Annotated in this window: 11 protein-coding genes; 2 read left to right on the forward strand and 9 right to left on the reverse strand. The window is 43.1% G+C overall.

Going from position 1 to position 18,199, the window contains the following annotated elements:
- Positions 1 to 39: 39 nt before the first annotated feature.
- The gene (locus ACN9MR_RS13985) at positions 40 to 888 is read right to left on the reverse strand and encodes a DUF92 domain-containing protein (protein WP_426324465.1); all 849 of its coding nucleotides are present in this window, start codon (positions 886 to 888) and stop codon (positions 40 to 42) included.
- 40 nt (positions 889 to 928) lie between these two features.
- Here ACN9MR_RS13985 and ACN9MR_RS13990 point away from each other — a divergent pair, with 40 nt between their 5' ends.
- A complete protein-coding gene (locus ACN9MR_RS13990; RefSeq protein ID WP_426324467.1) occupies positions 929 to 1,807 on the forward strand; it encodes a DMT family transporter in 879 nt (292 codons plus the stop codon).
- 145 nt (positions 1,808 to 1,952) lie between these two features.
- Complete coding sequence (locus ACN9MR_RS13995; RefSeq protein ID WP_426324469.1) at positions 1,953 to 2,807, forward strand: hypothetical protein; 855 nt, start codon at positions 1,953 to 1,955, stop codon at positions 2,805 to 2,807.
- 183 nt (positions 2,808 to 2,990) lie between these two features.
- Here the strand turns inward: ACN9MR_RS13995 and ACN9MR_RS14000 are convergent, their stop codons facing one another.
- The 8 genes from ACN9MR_RS14000 to ACN9MR_RS14035 all read right to left on the reverse strand — a co-directional run bounded on the left by ACN9MR_RS14000 (position 2,991) and on the right by ACN9MR_RS14035 (position 18,158).
- Entirely contained in the window at positions 2,991 to 4,979 is a 1,989-nt protein-coding gene (locus ACN9MR_RS14000) for a DUF4832 domain-containing protein (RefSeq protein ID WP_426324471.1), read from the reverse strand.
- A gap of 642 nt (positions 4,980 to 5,621) precedes the next feature.
- Positions 5,622 to 6,893 (reverse strand): prolyl oligopeptidase family serine peptidase, encoded by a 1,272-nt coding sequence (locus tag ACN9MR_RS14005; RefSeq protein ID WP_426324473.1) that lies wholly within the window; start codon positions 6,891 to 6,893, stop codon positions 5,622 to 5,624.
- A gap of 2 nt (positions 6,894 to 6,895) precedes the next feature.
- Positions 6,896 to 8,551 (reverse strand): RagB/SusD family nutrient uptake outer membrane protein, encoded by a 1,656-nt coding sequence (locus ACN9MR_RS14010; RefSeq protein WP_426324475.1) that lies wholly within the window; start codon positions 8,549 to 8,551, stop codon positions 6,896 to 6,898.
- 12 nt (positions 8,552 to 8,563) lie between these two features.
- Positions 8,564 to 11,386 (reverse strand): SusC/RagA family TonB-linked outer membrane protein, encoded by a 2,823-nt coding sequence (locus ACN9MR_RS14015; RefSeq protein ID WP_426324477.1) that lies wholly within the window; start codon positions 11,384 to 11,386, stop codon positions 8,564 to 8,566.
- A 34-nt stretch (positions 11,387 to 11,420) separates the two neighbouring features.
- Positions 11,421 to 13,094: a RagB/SusD family nutrient uptake outer membrane protein gene (locus tag ACN9MR_RS14020; RefSeq protein ID WP_426324479.1), complete on the reverse strand. Its 1,674-nt coding sequence runs from the start codon at positions 13,092 to 13,094 to the stop codon at positions 11,421 to 11,423.
- A 13-nt stretch (positions 13,095 to 13,107) separates the two neighbouring features.
- Positions 13,108 to 16,278, reverse strand: a complete 3,171-nt coding sequence (locus tag ACN9MR_RS14025) for a SusC/RagA family TonB-linked outer membrane protein (protein ID WP_426324481.1) — start codon at positions 16,276 to 16,278, stop codon at positions 13,108 to 13,110.
- Positions 16,279 to 16,851: 573 nt separating this feature from the next.
- Positions 16,852 to 17,127: a hypothetical protein gene (locus tag ACN9MR_RS14030; protein ID WP_426324483.1), complete on the reverse strand. Its 276-nt coding sequence runs from the start codon at positions 17,125 to 17,127 to the stop codon at positions 16,852 to 16,854.
- Positions 17,128 to 17,132: 5 nt separating this feature from the next.
- Positions 17,133 to 18,158 (reverse strand): glycoside hydrolase family 88/105 protein, encoded by a 1,026-nt coding sequence (locus ACN9MR_RS14035; RefSeq protein ID WP_426324485.1) that lies wholly within the window; start codon positions 18,156 to 18,158, stop codon positions 17,133 to 17,135.
- Between the last annotated feature and the right edge of the window lie 41 nt (positions 18,159 to 18,199).

Genomic DNA, 18,199 nt, shown 5'->3' on the forward strand with positions numbered 1-18,199 from the left:
AATATAAACGAGCTCTGGAGCCTCCTGGCCTATCGCGGCCTAAAGAAAAACCTCCAACAACACAACCACAACCGCTGCTGTCAATGTATTCAAAAAATTGACCGCATCATTCCCGATCATCCCCTTCCGTTCCAGCACAGCCCCAAGTATGGAATCGGTAAGGTTACCCAGGGTACCTGCAAGAACAATAAAGAAAAAGCTGATGTTCCATCCCCATCCCAGGGCATAAATGCCGGCAATAATACAGCTGCCCGCGATACCGATCAGCGTCCCTTCCAGGCTGATCACACCGTCCATTCCGCAGCGGTCGGGCTTAAAGGAAATAACATTAAAAAAACGTCTTCCATAAACCATCCCCAGCTCGGAAGACAGGGTATCTGCTGTAGCCGAGGCAAAGGCTGCCGCCATTGCCGGAAGCATCAAATAAGCCTGCCGAGGGTAAAACAGGCACACTATAGCTGCAATAGCCGCAGCCCCGGCATTGGCCAGTACCTGCATTGCATTACGGCCTTTTTTTTCTTCCTCCCTGGTGGCAAAAGCCAGCTTTCTGTGCCGGCCCACCGAGGTGGCAGCAGAACCGAGGATAAAAAACATGGTCATCATCGCCAGCCCCGGGTAAGCGGCGGCGGTAAAAATAAGGCAAGCCAGTATCCCGCCTGTAAAAGCGGCCAGAACCGTCAGTTTTTTTGCCAAGATGCTGTAGGCTATGCCTAAAATAATGATGATAGGCAAAAAGATACCGCTATTGAACATATCACAAATATATTTGAAATATGTTGCGAAAAAGCACATCGGATATTTTTCAATTATCCTACACCAAACGAGTTCAAAAAAAGATACACTTTGATATCGTGCAGCAATCGCTCTTTTTTTAGGTTTGTAAACCATTTTTCTCTTTAATTTGTTTGTTGATCATAACTGAAGTATTATGGTCAATTCTAAAATCATTACTTATATCAGTCTTGTTTTGGTCATGCTGATCTGGGGAAGTTCTTTTACAGTAACCAAGTTGGTGGTAAAGGATGTAGGTCCGATACAGTTTGCTTTTACCAGGCACTTAATTGCCTCTGTTGTTTTGCTCCCGTTTTTTTTCCGGTCATTTTCAAAACAAAGCTATCCTTCATTAACGAAGCGGGACTACTTGATTATTACACTGATGGGTATCATAGGCATTGGCTTATACTATCCGGTTTTCAACCTTTCGCTTCAACATACATCTGCATCAAGCGGAGCGCTGATTCAGGGAACAATGCCAATGATGATTGCATTTATGGGTACACTTTTCTTAAAGGAAAGGATCTCTAAAATGCAAATGGTAGGTTTTGCAATAGCATTCGCAGGTATTGTACTGGTTGCTTTAAAGGGGCATCAATCCGGCAACAAAGATGGGAGTATGCTAGGCAACTTTTTAATGCTGGGATCGGTTATTTTATGGTCAGCCTACACAGTGCTTTCCAGAAAACTGGATCGGCTTAACCCCATTACCCTAACTGCACTGAGCACCTTTATCGGTACCGGCGTTCTTTTTCTATTTTCCTTTTTTGAAGATAGAAAATTGTTTTCAGGCATTCCAATGAAACATTGGTGGGGCATTTTGTATATGGGGGTTGCCGGCTCTGCGGTTTGCTATCTGTTGTATAATTATGCATTGAAAAAGCTTCCTGCGGCCAAAGTAGGTAATTTCCTGAATCTCGACCCGATAATTGGTGCTGCAATTGCTGTTGTCTTTTTAAGTGAGCCACTGAGCTTTTGGATGCTTCTTGCAGGGGTACTCGTGTTAACCGGCTTATTGATAACTAATAATTAGATCTATATTTTAAATAAATTGTATAGGCATTTCATCATTTCCGAAACAAAGAAAAAACGATAACAAAAAAATACATCCTTATAAAGATGCGCTCAAACAAATCTCCATTACCGCTGTTTGAAATTAAAATCTAAATACCGTTCACATGGAAGAAAAATACACTCCTGCAGGCCATGCCTCGCCCTCCAGCATTTTAACAACCCTGATCATCGGCATCATTGCATCGCTCATACTTCCGCTCCTTTATATTATCCTGTGCCAGTTGATCCCGAATATCTGGTTCATCGCCATCTGTGCATTTTCTATGGGCATGCTCCTGGGCCTGGCGATCGACATGGGTATCCGGATCGGTAAGATCAGGAACATCCAGGTTGCCCTTATCATCGCCACCGTATGTAGTCTGCTTGCATTTTATATTCAATGGGTTTTCTTTGACGCCGTTATGTACAGCCGTAGTGGTTTCACTTTTAAGCTGAGCCAGGCAGAGGTTAAACAATTGATCGGAGATATGGCTTTCCTGTTTGTTCATCCAGGAATCTTATTCAAGGAAATAACAGCATTAAACGAAGTGGGTACCTTCCGCATCCAGGGCAGTGACAATGTTTCAGGGCTTCTGCTCTGGCTAATATGGGCAGGTGAATTTCTAGTGATCACGGGAGGTACCATTTTGGTTGCCTGGAACGGTCATGTCAAGATCCCCTATTCAGAACTGAACGATCAGTGGATGAAACCGCGGAAGCCAAACCTCATTATTCCTTTCGTTCACGACAAAGATCATCTTATAGGCCAGCTGAGGATCAAAAACTTTGATGTGCTAAAAAACAACCCGGATGTAATAACGCAACCAGATTACGCCGAGGTAGTGGTTTATGAATCGATCGGGGATCCGACAAAGTTCATCACGGTACTGAATGTCACTGCTCCGACAGGTAAAAACAAGCAGCCCAAGAAAAAAACAGTTGTATCCCATTACCCGCTTGCAAACAATGCGGCGATCTGATCAGTGCCTCTTAAATACCCTTGATTGAAGAATAGCCATTCAGCGTTTATGGGATGATGGATATTGGAATAAAAATAGCCTTCCAGGAAAGGAAGGCTATAATGTGTAATCAAAACCGCCATGTTGATTTTTTCTATTATTTCCCCTATCAAAATGGCCTGCAGGGATATGCTGTCGCATTTGCTACTCCAACACAAATGCCTCCCAGCCTGCGATAGTTTCCCTGTTACATTTCATTACCGATTGCCCGCCCTCAGAAGAAATATACTTGCCGTTATTCCCCTTAAGTGAGATTTTTCCATTCGCGTTAACCACCCAATCAAATTTTTCCCAATCGCTGATCGTTGTCCGGTTGCAGGTTATCCCCGTTGTAGCTCCATTTTCTGAGGACACAAATTTGTTCATGCTTCGCAAAGCGACTTTTCCTCCACCTGCGTCAATAATAGTAAAAGTTTCCCAGTCGGAAGCGCTTGCGCGGTTACATCTCATGGCCACTCCCCCATTTTCGCCGGATACAAAGAGGTTGTTGGGTCCTTTTAATTTTACCGTTTGACCAACCGGTGCTTCTGCCTGTACCTGCAAATTACCAAGTTCAAGCCATCCATTTTTAAAGGTGCCAGTTACAGCAAGTGCAATGCCAGGCTTATTTAAATTTGTTTTATCAACAATAGCTACAGCCCACTTATAAGTGCCAGGAGGCAAATTGATTGCCGTTGTGGTGAAATTATAAGTGATAGGATTGTCTTTCAACCATTTAGAAGGGTCACCATTTTCATCGATAAAGAGTTTTTTTACCACACCGGCAGTATCCAGAATAGCAAAGGCAACTTTGTACTTATAGTTCCACTGTGGGATATTGTTAGGGCAATAACCCCAGCCCATGTTTTTCCAGCGATGGCTCAAAATAGCAGTGGCACCATTGGCAATTGCATTTGGTAACGATAACTCATCAGGATATAACCGGTAACCTCCCTCGGCATTAAAGCGTTGTACCAGCGGAAAGCTGGTCTGAAACCAGGAGGTCGTTTCTCCAACTCTGAAATCCATCATATTCACAGCAGCTTCGGCCGACCTGTTAAATTCGCCTAGCCTTACATCCTCAGGATGCCCTTCTCGATATTGTCCGCTTGAGTCGATCCAGTAACGGTGGGTACCACTTATAATCCATCCTCCCTCCATAATAATCGGACGTTTATGTTTCCAGGTTGCAGCAAAGTTTTTCTCCCAGCTTTGGTAATAGTCTGTCATTCCGAAGGCATCGTGCCTCAGGCTGTACCCTTGATTGATTGCTTTCACCAATAGCCTGTCACTATTGGCGTTTGCTGCCCCCCAACTCGTAGGATGACCTATTAATCTATGGTAATTGATCACCAGCGGCACTTTGGTAAAAGTCCTGTTGTATAATGCCATAATCCAGTCTAAAACCTCTTCTTTAGCTGTTTCTGTTTGCGCAGCGGTTAAAGTACCAGGTTCTGCATACACTACATTATGCGCTTCTCCCCATTTGCCCAAACCATAGGCATCGATAAAAGAGGTACGAACGGGATCATTAAAGTCTTTTGCCAGTTCTTCGATGAAGGTGGTATAATACTGCCTGAATATCGGATCTTGAGGGTAAGGGGTTTTCTGTGTAGGAGCGGCCGGGTTTGATAACCAATACCCAGCTCCTGCATTAAATACAAAAGCAGGCGTATTTTCTCCCTGATCACGCCCGTCTACAACGATCCGAAACGCGATGGGCAATCCCCTGGTTTTAACCCCATTAATTAATTTACCGATCTGTGAACTCAGGTCTCTCCAGGCATAAACCCCTGGGCTGGGATTAAGGGATCGCCAGCTTGTACGGATGTAGCAGGCAGATGCATAATCTATTGCCTTTACATTAGCGCCCAATTCCGGCACAAAAAACTGGCTATCCCAATAGGTCTCCGTAGCATCCCGTTTCCCATACATCACCCATCCGTTTAACGGATTGCGCAATACAGCGGTACTGTTGTATACAGGCCTGACCAATACATTATTGGCGGCGCCAACTACAGCCATTTTTTGTGGTCCGTTGTTAAAGGTCTCTAGCAGATCTTCGTCTTTGTTTTTAGTGCACGAAAGCATTTGCAAGCATAAAAATGCCAGCAAAGCGACCTTTGCGGTCTTTTCTAAGTTTGGTTTTTTCATAGTAATAAAAATTAAATTATTGGATTTAAAAATTCTTTAAATTTGAATGTGGCATTGTTTCTGAAAATATGGGGCAACAGTTTGCTCCTCACAAAAATTACAGGCACGCGGGTTACGACCTAAATAAGGGATTGGACATAAAGAGACATTATAAATCGAAGCACGATTGTCGACAGATCGCCATTTCGAAGCACAATGATGGGTTTAAAAAATCGGTGATCAGTGTAAGATTGTACGCTGATCAGGAAAGGCAAAAGAGATCTTTAATGCATCCCATCTGGATTCATTGATTCCTTGCCTCCCATTTCACCTTGCTCTCGGTTGATGAAACTTAAGATATTGGCTCATAAGAATATAATTTGGTTGTGATAAAAATACACGACAAATGGTGCTAAAGGGTTCGTTTTTGTACGGAAATGGTTCAATTTTGTACAAGAAGAAAAAAAATGCCCCGAAGGATATTAAAACTGATATTCGCCTTCAAAAAACATTGATAAATCACTGCATATCAACAGAAAACAAAAAAAACGGAGGAGCTTTGCAGCGTTCCTCAGTCAACTAAAACTAACCAATCTTATTTTTTTCGGCTACATTAACACAACATATTGTAAAATAGCGACTTGCCATAGCACCCATCCAATATCATAACTTAAAATGGAGTCTGGCAAAGCGGATAAAATTTGTCCAATCGTAAACATTGAGGTCGTGTTTTCCTTCCCTGAAATGGTAACCCATAGCCGAATTAATTATCGGGCTGTTCACCGCGGGCATATCTTTGGGAAGGGCAACTTGCTTACCATAGAGATCGTAAACAGGTTTAGCATTTACTAATGACAAAAACGAGCCATAAGGATCTGCCCACCTATCTTCGGTAGCATTGGTAGTATACACAGGCCTTGGGGCAATGAGACCAATGAGCATATGCTGATCAACCGGCAGGCTGTTTACATCATTGCTATATTTCTTGTAATTGTTATTAAACCAATAACCAAACTGCTTATTGATCAGGCTTATTGTTTCGCCATATTTACGCCTCGCCAGTGATGCGCCTGTACTGCCCGAGCAACTGCTAAACACCATTGCAAAACGTTGGTCCTGGGCGGCAGCCCACAAAGCTGTTTTACCACCCCGCGAATGCCCTACAAGTGCAACTTTGTTAAAATCGATTTCTTTATCGGTTTTGAAATAGTCCATTACCCTGCTTGCTGCCCAGGCCCACACGCCGATTGCTTTCATTCCATTATCTTTTTCCAGTTCTGCTGGGAATAAATGTGCCAATACACCATCCTGATAGCTATCCTTACGGTCGGGAGCCACATCCGCATGATGAAAAGCGGCAATAGCAAAACCGCTGTCGATCATGAGCTCCGCAGGCCAAAAAGTACTTTTTTCTACTCTTGTAGGATCGGTATTTCTATTGCTCCGGTTGTTGATCAGTAAAAATACCGGCGCTGGTTTCTTCCGGTTATTTGGAATAAAGAGCACCACAGGAAAGGATACCGAATTCCCATTATTCCAGGCGGTAATCTTTATCTCTTTCAAATGGGCCTTCCCCTCCATGGCATCCGTTTTTTCGTTGATTACCATAAACTTTAAACTATCCAAACTGACCGGCGTTTTTCCGTAAATATGCTCTTCAAACAGGGCAAGAAGCTCGGGTCTGCGCTTTTTCTCCCATATTGAGGTATTTTTTACCTTTTCTCCCTTTGTAGTGAGCAGTATTTCAGGTAAGGTATAGGCAGGAACAGTGCTTTCATCGTAATTGACAATCTCTCCCATAAACTTGTCCGTTTTCTGCGCATACAGGCTGCCTGAACACAGGATTAGCGCAAGCAAAAAACACATGGTTTTTCTTACCGAAGCGATTATTACAAATCTGCCCTGATGGGGAGAAAATTTTAAGCTATACATCATACTTAATACCCTGGATTTTGAATCAGTTTATTTGCTTTATTGATCTCAGACTGCTGAAAAGGATACCAATAGTTTTTACTGGTAAAGGTCCTGTTTTCAATTACAAAAGGGCTGTAAGCTAACGTAGTACCCACCTTGGTAATTTTTATGCCTTTAACTGGTCCGTTAAAATTACTTTCCCCATCCTTCCATCGCCTCACATCAAAAAACCGCTGCTCTTCAAAACATAATTCTACGCGGCGTTCATTTTTAATCCGATCGCGCATTTGAGATTGGGTTAACCCAGATAACGCGGGCATCCCGGCACGGGTGCGCACAGCGTTTACGGCATTATAAACCTCTGCATTCGGACCTCCAAATTCATTCAAAGCTTCTGCATAGATCAGTAAGATTTCTGCATACCTAAACAACACCCAGGGCCTTCGTACGCTTGTGGTACCTGTGATGTTGTAAGTTGCATTCCCACTTAGAAACTTACGCAGGTAATAGCCCGATTTTGTACTGTTAACATTGGAAGGAACATTATCACGCCCCCCCTCGTAAGTTTCTACTGCACGTGTTAAACTTCCCGTTTTAAAATTTGCTCCATTATACACAATAAACTGGTTTAAGCGTGAGTCTCTGTTGACATACGGATTTTGCGGATCATAACCTGATGTAGGGTCTGTTATGGCTTTGCCATTGGTCATTTCAAAGGCGTCGACCAGGTTCTGTGTAGGGTTTGTTCTTCCCAATCCGCCTGTGAAGCTAATGGGTGCGTTATTTGACTCTATTGTATTGGTATTGCTTGCCGGGGTAGCGAAGATAACCTCGTTGTTGTATGAAGTAGCGGTGGTGGTATAGTCCCATAAACTCGGGAATAACGCCGTGCTCAACAAGCTGTGTTTGTTTAAATCGATTAAATCTTTTGCACTTTTTGCCGCATTCTGCCACCGCTGCAGGTCGTTACCCGGGTTATAAAGCGGACTTGCATAAACCAACAAGGCCTTGGCTTTTAATGCCATTCCCGCGGCTTTTGTAGCACGGCCATAATTGGCCGCATCCCAATCTTTGGTAGAAGCTGCCGGAATCTGGCTGATTGCCGAGTCGCAATCTTTAACAATCTGTTTTACCACATCATCAACAGTATTCCGTGGAAGATTCAGATCTTCTACCGGTGAAAAGGATCTGGTGGCGAGCACGATTCCGCCATACCGTTTAAATAATTCATAATGGAATAAAGCCCTCAGAAAGAAGGCTTCTCCCCTTAACCCTGGCAGATCGCTTGCCGGAAAGATAACCGCCGTTGGCGACCGCTCCAGAAATGTATTTACCACCCATAGCCCAGTATAAAGATTGGTGTATTGTTCATCGAAGGTCCTTAAACTGCTCCAGTTGCCATTATTAAAAATATTTACATTGCTGTTTAAATTTGAATTTACGGCTTCGTCACTTCCGCTGGCCATTAATGCGCCTGAACCATCAACATTGTATCTGGCCAGCATATAATTGTATCCGTTGTTCAAATACTCACGCACACGCCTGTCGGTGTTCCAGATTGCTTCTTCATTAACGGGGCCTTCACTGTATGAAGGTTCAAAAAATTCATCCTTACAAGCGCCAAGCCCCATTAGCAAAACTGCCAGAAGGATGTACATACCATATAGTTTCTTTTTCATCTTCATTTTGAATTAAAATTTGACATTTATACCCACTGCAAAGGTTTTTACATAGGGATAAGAGGAGAAACGACCTGCATTGGGTGTTTCGGGATCAATATCCAGCGCATTGAGTTTGGAAATGGTAAAAATATTATTGCCACTTACAAAAATCCTTGCGCCTTTAAAGCGTAAGCGTTGGTTGAGTTTATTAGAAGTGGTGTAGCCGATTTCGGCAGATCTGAGCTTCAGAAAATCGCCTGAATATAACCAAAAGGTAGAATTTGCAGTATTGTTCCCATTATCGGAGATTCCAACGCGTGGGTATTTCGCTGTAGCCGCAGTAGCAGGTGTCCAGGTATCTAAACTCAACTGGTTCAATCCATTAGGGCCCGCATACATAATATCCGAAAGATCAATTGTCCGCCCCTCTACACCCTGAAACTGTGCGCCGAGATCAAATTGTTTATACCTGATGTTAAAACCAAAGCCGTAATATATTTTCGGAATATCGGTATAATCGCTTGATACGGCATCATTTGCATCTATGATATTATCGTTGTTAACATCTTTGTATTTAAGATCGCCAGGTACCACGAGGCTCGATAAGGTTTGCTTTGGACTTGCATTAATTTCTGCCTGGTTTTGAAAAATACCTTCAGCAATGTAATAATTTCCGCCATTTACGTAGCGCCCTATTGTAGATTGATTGGGCAATACGTTCTCAGTCCGCTCTAAAATTACATTTTTAGCATAGGTAAAGTTGGCGTTGGTACTGATCAGTACTTCGCCGATTCTTTTATTAAAAGCACCGCTGGCATCAAATCCTTTACTGCTTACCTTCCCGGAGTTTACCTGTGCAATGGCTATCCCAACAATACCCGGTAAATTTGCAGGGCCCAGAATGTCTGTCCGTTTTTCATCAAAATAATCAAAAGAGAACGAAAGTGCCCCTTTGAGAAAGTCTACATCAGTACCCAGGTTCAATCGGTCAACCTTTTCCCAGGTGGTTAGTGGGTTACCGGCAGGGCTTACCAATCTTGCTGTTGTTGAAGTAGAAAAAGTAGAACCGAGAAATGGCCCCGCATCTCTGGTAAACAGCGTTCGGTAAGGCAGCCTGACCACATTCCCGCTGGCATCATAAGTTGGCCCAATGTTGCCCGAACGGCCGTAAGATCCTCTCAATTTAAGGTAGCTGATAGCCGAGGCATCTTTAAGAAAATCTTCTTTGGAGATAAGCCATCCGGCCGATACTGCCGGAAAAAACCCGAAACGTCTTCCCGGGGCGTAGTTTTCTGATCCTGAATAACTTGCGATGAGACCTAGCATATAGCGCTGTCTGAAACTATAATCAGCACGACCAACAAGCATACGGGAACGATAGTCTAACCGGTCTACCGCTGCGCTTATATATTGCTGCCCGCGTACATTGGCTTTTATCTGATGATCTGTAGCAAAGGTCCTTTTGTAATCGAAGCCGAACCAGAGCTCATTATTTTTGGTATTGGTTTGGAAGGCCGCAGTACGGTAAGCAATTACCGCAGGAGTACGGTAAGTTTGTACTGGTGTAACTGTTTGATTGAAAACGGCATAATTTTCAGATAATCCATCTCCATAATTGCCATAACCATCGTAAGAAAAGAATAAGTTGGCAGAAAGACCTTTCGTTATAAAATCCAGTTTTTGATCGGCCATGATACTGGCCAGTAAAATATTTGTCGTGGTACGCGAAAACCCTGTTGCCTGTAACTGTCCGAGTGGATTATTCTGAAAGAGCGAGGTTCCACCGTAAGATCCATCAGCATTTAAAATAGGAAAAGCATTGGGCGGCAAATTATACAAATTGTTAAATACAGTTGCAGTACCTTCTCCAACATCATTCCGCACTTCACTTCTAACGCCTGCCAACAAAGTGAGCGTAAGTGTTTTAGTAACATCGTAATCGAGATTGATCCTGAAGTTATAACGTTTGTAACCGTAATTAGAATCGTAATTGGGCGTTTCTGTTTCTTTAAAAAGCCCTTGCTGATTAAAGTAACTAACGGAGCTAAAATAACGCACTTTGTTGCTCCCGCCACTAAAGGTAAGTGCATACCTTTGGGTAGCTGCCCGTTTGTTTAGAAAACGATCTAAATAATTGTTATCAGGATACAAATAGGCATCTGTATGATTTTTGTAAGCATCGAGCGCTGCCTCACTGTAGGCTGGCGTTTGCCCGATATTGGTTAAACCACGATTGTACAAGATGGCAAAATCGTAAGCATTTAGCGGCTTGATCAGGTTACTGGCCGATTGAAAACCACCCTGCGCATCGAAAGAGATTAAGTTTTCGCCAACTTTGCCCCTTTTGGTTGTCACCAGAATGGCGCCATTCCCTCCATTCAGGCCATACCAGTTTAGCGCAGCAGCATCTTTTAATACGGTTACGCTTTCAATTTCGCTGATATCCATATCTTCGAAATCACGTTCAATTCCATCTACAAGAAAAGCCGGTGTTGAACCCTGCGCATAAGATGACCTTCCACGGATCTGGTAGGATACGTTTCCGCCACCAGGTTGATTACCTGTCCATCGGAACAAAAAACCACTTAATCTTCCGGCGAGTAAACCAGACAGGTTACTGATGGGCACTTTTGTGAGCTGGTTATACCGAAGCGAACTTTGAGCAAAATTCAGCTCTGCTCTGCTGCGTGTAGCAAACGGAATTTCTATTAATTTATCTGTCGAGTCTTTGCTGTTCGCTTTCACAATCCTAACGGTATCCTGCTCGCTGTTAGTTTGTGCGAAGGCCGTGCAGGTTAAGAGATAGCCGATGATGCACGCCATAACGCCCGAACATTTAATATATCTTGTCATTTCTTATTTTTTTAATTGATGTACAACCCAATAACTACCAGCCCGGATTCTGTTTTAAAGCGCCACTGGTTTTATTCATTTCTGCTCTCGGGATCGGGTATAAATACATGTTATTGTTGAATACCTTTTTAAATGCAGGCAATTCTATCAAGCTATAGCTGAATGATCCATTGGCATTTTTAATCACCTTCATGGCTTTCATTGGTTGCGCTACGATTTCCGGTCCTTTTTTCCAGCGGAGAATATCCCACCAGCGCATGTCTTCGAAAGCAAACTCTATGGCACGTTCATTTCTAATGCGCTCCCGCATTTCAGATTGGCTTAAGCCAGCTGGCAAAGCCGGCATTTTAGCCCGCAAACGAATGGCATTCACTGCATTATATACTTCGGCAGTTGGTCCGGTTTCTTCATTTAAGGCCTCAGCGTAATTGATCAGTACCTCAGCATACCTGTAGAAAACATAATTCAGAAGTGCCGATGCTGTTGAGCCCGAACGTGAAGCTTCAGGCCATAGCCTTTTTAGGTAATAGCTGGTTTTAGTAATGGAAGTGGCTGTGCTGATATCAGTTCCGTAGGTTATAATTCCCTGCGCATTCGGCTCCGATTGCCAGGTTTGTACCGCACGCCCCTGCCAGGTAACATTGTTATAAAGGATGTTGACATAAAACCGTGGATCTCTATTGAGATAAGGATTTTGTGGATTGTACCCCGATGTAGCATCGGTAATAGGCTTGCCATTCGCCATTTCATAAAGATCAACATGATTCTGAACAGGCGAAAGATTAGATTGTGCTCCGCCATAACTTGTAGGAATCAAGAAATCGCTGAGGTAGGTACCGATAAATCCACGGCCTCCGCGTGGCCAGATCCGGATATATTCGTTAGAGTTGGCTACGGTAAGTACATTGGCATAGTTGGGCTCGAGTGAAAATTTATTCAGGTCTATAATCGCTTTCGAAGCTTCCGCAGCCTTCTTCCACTTGACTAAATCGTTGTTCGGGTTATTTAACGGGCTGGCATCGAACAACAAGGCTCTTGCTTTAAGCGCCAGCACTGCAGCGCCTGTAGCCCTGTTAGCTTGTGCGGCCGGGTTTGGCCAATCGGCGTTGGTTAATGGCAATAATGTAATGGCCTGCTCCAGATCGCTTAATATCAGCGCCAATGTTTCGGCATAACTCGCCCGGGGAAGGTCTGTTGAAGCTTCAGTAAAATCCTGAGGTCGAGTTAATATCACCACACCGCCAAAGCGCCTTAAAAGTTCAAAATAAAAATACGCCCGGAGATAAAGTTGCTCTCCTTTAATATAATTAGGATTATATAGATCTGTCCATGGTGTTTTATCCATATTGGCCAGCATCAGGTTTGCATTTCGGATTCCTCTGTACATTTGTGCATAAATGCCTGTTACATCTGAGGCCCCTGGATCTAAAAACTGACCGCTATTCATCGCTGCTACTTCTATCTGACCGTTATTAGCGATAGATTCATCTGTAAATTGTGAGGTCATACCCTTGTAACCACTCAGGCGGCCATAATCTGAAATGGAAAACGTATAAGTAAAATCGCCGAAACGGGAAGCCAGTAACGGATCTTTAAAAACCTCTTCGAGGTCGCTCTGGATTCCCACATCGCGCTGCAGAAAATCCTTTTTGCAGGAAAAACCAATTGACAAGACAACTAAAAGCAAGAGATATATGATTTTTTTCATGTTATACCTTTAATTAGAGTGATAAATTAAGACCAAAATTGAAGACCTTGGTGGTTGGAATGGTGGCGACGGATGAAGCGTAAGCATTTCCCGACAAGCTGTTTTCAGGATCTATACCATAGAAATTAGTCCATGTTTTTAAATTCTGCCCGCTAACAAATACCGTAAGGCTATTTAACCGAAGTTTCGTTATCCATTTTTTAGGCAGACTGTAACTGAGTTGCACGTTTCGCAGTTTGATATAGGAAGCATCCTGCAAGGTAAAATCGTTCAAACTTTCGTTAGGGTTTGCGTTCAGGCCCGGACGAATTACCGGCCAGCTGGCGTTGGTATTGCCGGGTGTCCATCTTTCCAACATCGGTGCATAATACTGGTTAAGGCCACCGCTTTGGAACACCACGTTAGAACTCACATTAGTCACCGCATTAAACAATGCCGACAACTGAAATCCCTTATAACCGAACTGCATGTTTAAGCTGGCATTGTATTCAGGAATATTTGGATGTCCAATGGCCACTACATCCTGGTTATTGATTATTCCATCGTCGTTTACATCCTGATATTTAAAATCGCCCGGTATAGAAGGATAGGCTGTAATTTTATTTAGCGGACTGCTGTCTATATCTTTTTGGTCTGCATAAAAGCCAAGCACATGGTATCCGAAATACGTACCGATGGGCTTGCCAGATACCCGCAGGTTTTCTGCAAGACCGGGTGCCTCGTCTAATACCCTACGCTCATTACGCGCATAACTCAGGTTTCCGGTGAAGGAATAAGTAAAATCTCTAATCTTATCCCGATAAGTTACTGAAAGTTCATATCCATGGTTATAATTGATGCCATAATTGGTGCTTGGCACGGTAGCTCCGTAGGTAGCAAAACTGGTTGCCGATCGGGTAGTTAAAATATCCGAACGCTCATCATCAAAAAGGTCTGCCGTGATATTCAGCTTATCCTTAAATAAAGAGAGATCAAGCCCTATGTTTCTTTTTAACGAGATCTCAAAGGTGATAAATGGATTACCATATTGCAATTGGGTATAGGTTGGCGCACTGAAGTTGCTGTTTGGGTTTCCAAATACAACGTTTGCCCCTGCCCCAAACCTATTCTGATAATAGAACCGGCTTGTACCCGGACTAGGAATTCCTACCCTTCCAATCGAACCACGTATTTTGAGCATACTGATCCAGGTAAATTTTTTCATCCAATCTTCATTGGCCAAATTATAACCTAAAGTTGCAGCGGGGAAGAAGCCATAGCGATAGCCTTTGGCATAGTTCTCTGAGCCGTTGTAGGTAGCGCTGGCCGTTAAAAAGTATTTATTGCCATAGTTATAGGTAGCCTCCGAAATAATGCCTTGATTGGCATATGGGGCAGCAGCCGCTGCCGAGCCCTGTAGCTCGCGCTGACCGATTAAATTAGCACTCAGGTTATGTTTACCGAATGATCTGCCATAGGTTAAAAATAATTGTAAATTCGTTTTGGTAAAACCGCTTCTTGAATAAGCCGGTGCGCCAAAAAAATCATTGTAAGTTCCGCCAACCGGCGTAAGCGCTAGCGTTGACCGATTTAGTTCAAGGTATCCTGTACTGCCCCTTTGCAACTTTCCTGATAATTGTGTGGCATCGTAACCAAACTGGGCTTTTAAACTCAGGCCTTTTGTTATAAAATCAAGTTTTTGGCGTACCGTAAAAATTGATTCTGCAATATTGTTATCGGTAAAAGCATACCCACCGTAGGTTAGCAAAGCGTAAGGATTGAAGGCATTTACACCGCCCAGCCCATAGTTTACGATGTGGTTGTAATTTCCATCCAATGCAATAATTTTGGGATCGTCGGAGTTGATGTATTCTTTAAAAAACGGGGCTGCCCACGACGGCATTTTCAACGCCCGGCCCACAAGCCCCTCAATACCATTGCTCACTACCCCCGCAGGGTCATTGTATTCGCTCATCCCTGCCGGACTGTAACGGTGTTCGTTCCTGCCTGCCAGGTTAACTTCAAAATTGGTGGTTTTGGTAAGATCTATGCCAACCCTGGCCCTGAAGTTATAACGGCTATAACTTGGCGAGGTAGAATAATCTAAAGGTGTTTTAAATTCCTTAAAATTTCCATCCTCGCGCAGGTGACTAAAAGAGGTAAAATATTTTACTTTTTCACTACCGCCTGATATGGTCAGGTTCTGCTGGTTCTGCATCCAATGGTCTTTAACCAGTTCATCGTACCACATCACATCCGGATAAAGCAGTGGATTACCGTTTCCTGCCTTAAATATGGCTAAATCATCATCGGTAAAGGTGCGGGGCTCGCCAACATTAAGCTGGCCTTCGGTTAGCAGCATTGCACTTTGGTAGGCATCCAGGATCTCGGGGCGGGATGTGGCACTAACAATGCCCACGTTACCCGAAAGGGTTACCCTTGCCGGCCCCTCTACTCCCCTTTTCGTAGTGATTACAAATACGCCGTTAGCGCCTTTTAAACCATACAAAGCCGTAGATGATGCATCTTTTAAGACATTAATGCTTTCAATCTCATTGGGATCAATATCGCCGAAAGAAGTCCGCTCAACACCGTCCACAATAATAAGTGCTGTTGCTGAGGGAGAAACCTGTCCGCGGATATACAAGGCTGCACCGTTAATTCCCGGCCGTCCGGAGGTTTGCTGTACTACTAAACCAGGTACCCGCCCGGCCAAAGCGTTATTGACATTTGTTACCGGCGCTTTTAATAAATCGGCACCCGAAACAGTACTGATGGCAGCGGTAACGGCTGATCTTCTTTGTGTAGAATAACCATTTACCACCACTTCATTAAGCGAACTACTTGAAGATGTTAAAGTTACACCAATTACACTCGCAGTACCTACAGTCACTTCCCTGCTTTCAAAGCCAATAGTAGAAAATACAAGTACCTGACCACGATTAACGTTGATTTTGTATTTTCCATCCAGATCGGTTTGAACGCCGATGCTAGTTCCTTTTATTTTAATTGTTGCACCCGGAATGGGTTGGTTTTTCTCATCCTTAACTGTTCCGGTTATTTCCTGAAACAGTAGTTTGTGAGATATAGTAACAGGGCTGGTGGTTGTTTTTATGGGCGCAGCAGCAAGTGTATGTGCCGCACACCACACCGCAATAACCACGAAAAACCAGCTTTTGGGCCTGAGGTTTAATTTTTTTATCATTTACTTGATATATGGTTAGAATTATTTTTTTTTCGAAAAGGATGGGCCTTCTTTATCTGATTTTAAAGTTGCAGCCTCATTTTACTTACACTTATGCTTCAGGCAAAATCAATGTTGAATTAATATTGCTCCGCTTTTATCTCGCATAGCTCGCCTGCAGGATACCGTACAAGCACCCTCATAACCAAAAAAAGGTTAGGGTTTATTAGCTGGATTTTAAGAAAAGAGAGATGAAAGCATTACAAATTCAATTACTTTGATTTGCCGTTTGGTTTAAACCTGATGCCGTGAAATATCAGTTAAATACCTATGCCATTCTATTTTACTGACTTGTAGTTTAGATTTTGTGTTTTCCTCATTGGCAATAGCCGGGATGGTTGAGAAATGGGTTATCATACTTAGTTGGGTTTATTATTTGGTTAACACAAATCTATAGTACTTACCCCTCACATAGGGTTCACTTTTGTACGGAAATGGTTTGGTTTTGTACAGTTGGCGCATTATTTCGATTAAATTTGCCCTCAGACTGATGCTGAGGGCAAAAAATGCGGAAATCATTTTAATCTGCGGATATCATATCCTTACTGCCCATCCTGCGCTTTCGTCACTACTTTGCTTGCTACTTTTTTCAGGTAAGTTCGGCATGGCCGATAATAAGGGTTTTCCCCTCTCTTTAGCCATTTGTGGCAAAAAGGTCGAAGCGTTTTGTGAAAAGCTATTTCCAATTATAAATAAGCGTAGGGTATCCTGCCGGATTTGAGCAAAAAGATCGGTAACCAGGCAGATCAGCAGAGAAAAAGCTGTGGATTTAGCTAAAGGAGATCGCTTAATTTTGATGTTAATCTTCATTTTCGCTAATTTTTATTGACCTTTTCCTGCCATTTCAAATATTGATACAATTGAGTTCCTGCCAACAAAAACGCACCCACACCGTAAACCTCGGTACTGTTGGCATTTACCTTATCCGGGCTTGCGCCAATAGGTTGCACATAACCCAGCATGCCATCTTCATGAACAGCAGATACCAGCGCTTTCCAAGATTTTTCTACCACAGGAAGATATTGCTTCTTTTCCAGGAGCCCATGGTTTAAGCCCCAGGCAATTGCATAGCTAAAGAAACCTGTGCCACTCATCTCCTTAACCGGGAAACTCGCAGGATCCAATAATGACGCATGCCAGCTACCATCAGGCTGCTGTAAGCTGGCAACTTTGCCCACCATATCTTTGTAGAGCTGTACCAATTTATTCCTGTCGGGATGGTTTTCCGGCATATTTTCCAGCACCCTTACCAAACCACCCAAAACCCATCCATTACCCCTCGACCAAAATATTTTCTGACCGTTTTTTTCTCTTTTGTTAAAGAAACTTTCATCTCTAAAAAACAGCTTCTCTGCTGGGTCGTAGAGGAATTCGGTGGTCTTCCACCACAGTTTTACCGCTGTATTTAAGTACTTTTCATCTTTGGTAGCAGTGCTCAGATAAGCTAAAGAAGGAGGCCCCATAAAAAGGGCATCGCACCAGGCCCACTCCCTGTTTTGGATGTTATTTTTCCAGTTTAAAGGTTCGTTATGTGGTTTATTTACAATGCTGTCTGCCTGCAAAATAAACGGTGCAATCATCTTTTTCTTTTTGAATTTATTGTAAAGTTGAGCATAGGTTTGACCCACACAATAATCGTCTGCATGAAAGCGCAAATGTCCGGTATTCCAACCCAGCTCATCGCCAATATCTATAAGCGTTTTAAGATAATGTTCATTACCTTTAATATTGCCAAAAGCGAAAATACCAGTATAACAGGCCCCATTTGTCCAATCGGCTTTTCGATGGTTAAAACCTTTATTTTTCCAGGTTTCCAATTGCCAGTCTGCCACCCGCTGCATTATTTTAAAAATGTTTGTCTTTTGCAGAACTGAATCTCTTT

It is taken from the genome of Pedobacter sp. R-06 (genome assembly GCF_049913135.1).
Taxonomy (GTDB): domain Bacteria; phylum Bacteroidota; class Bacteroidia; order Sphingobacteriales; family Sphingobacteriaceae; genus Pedobacter.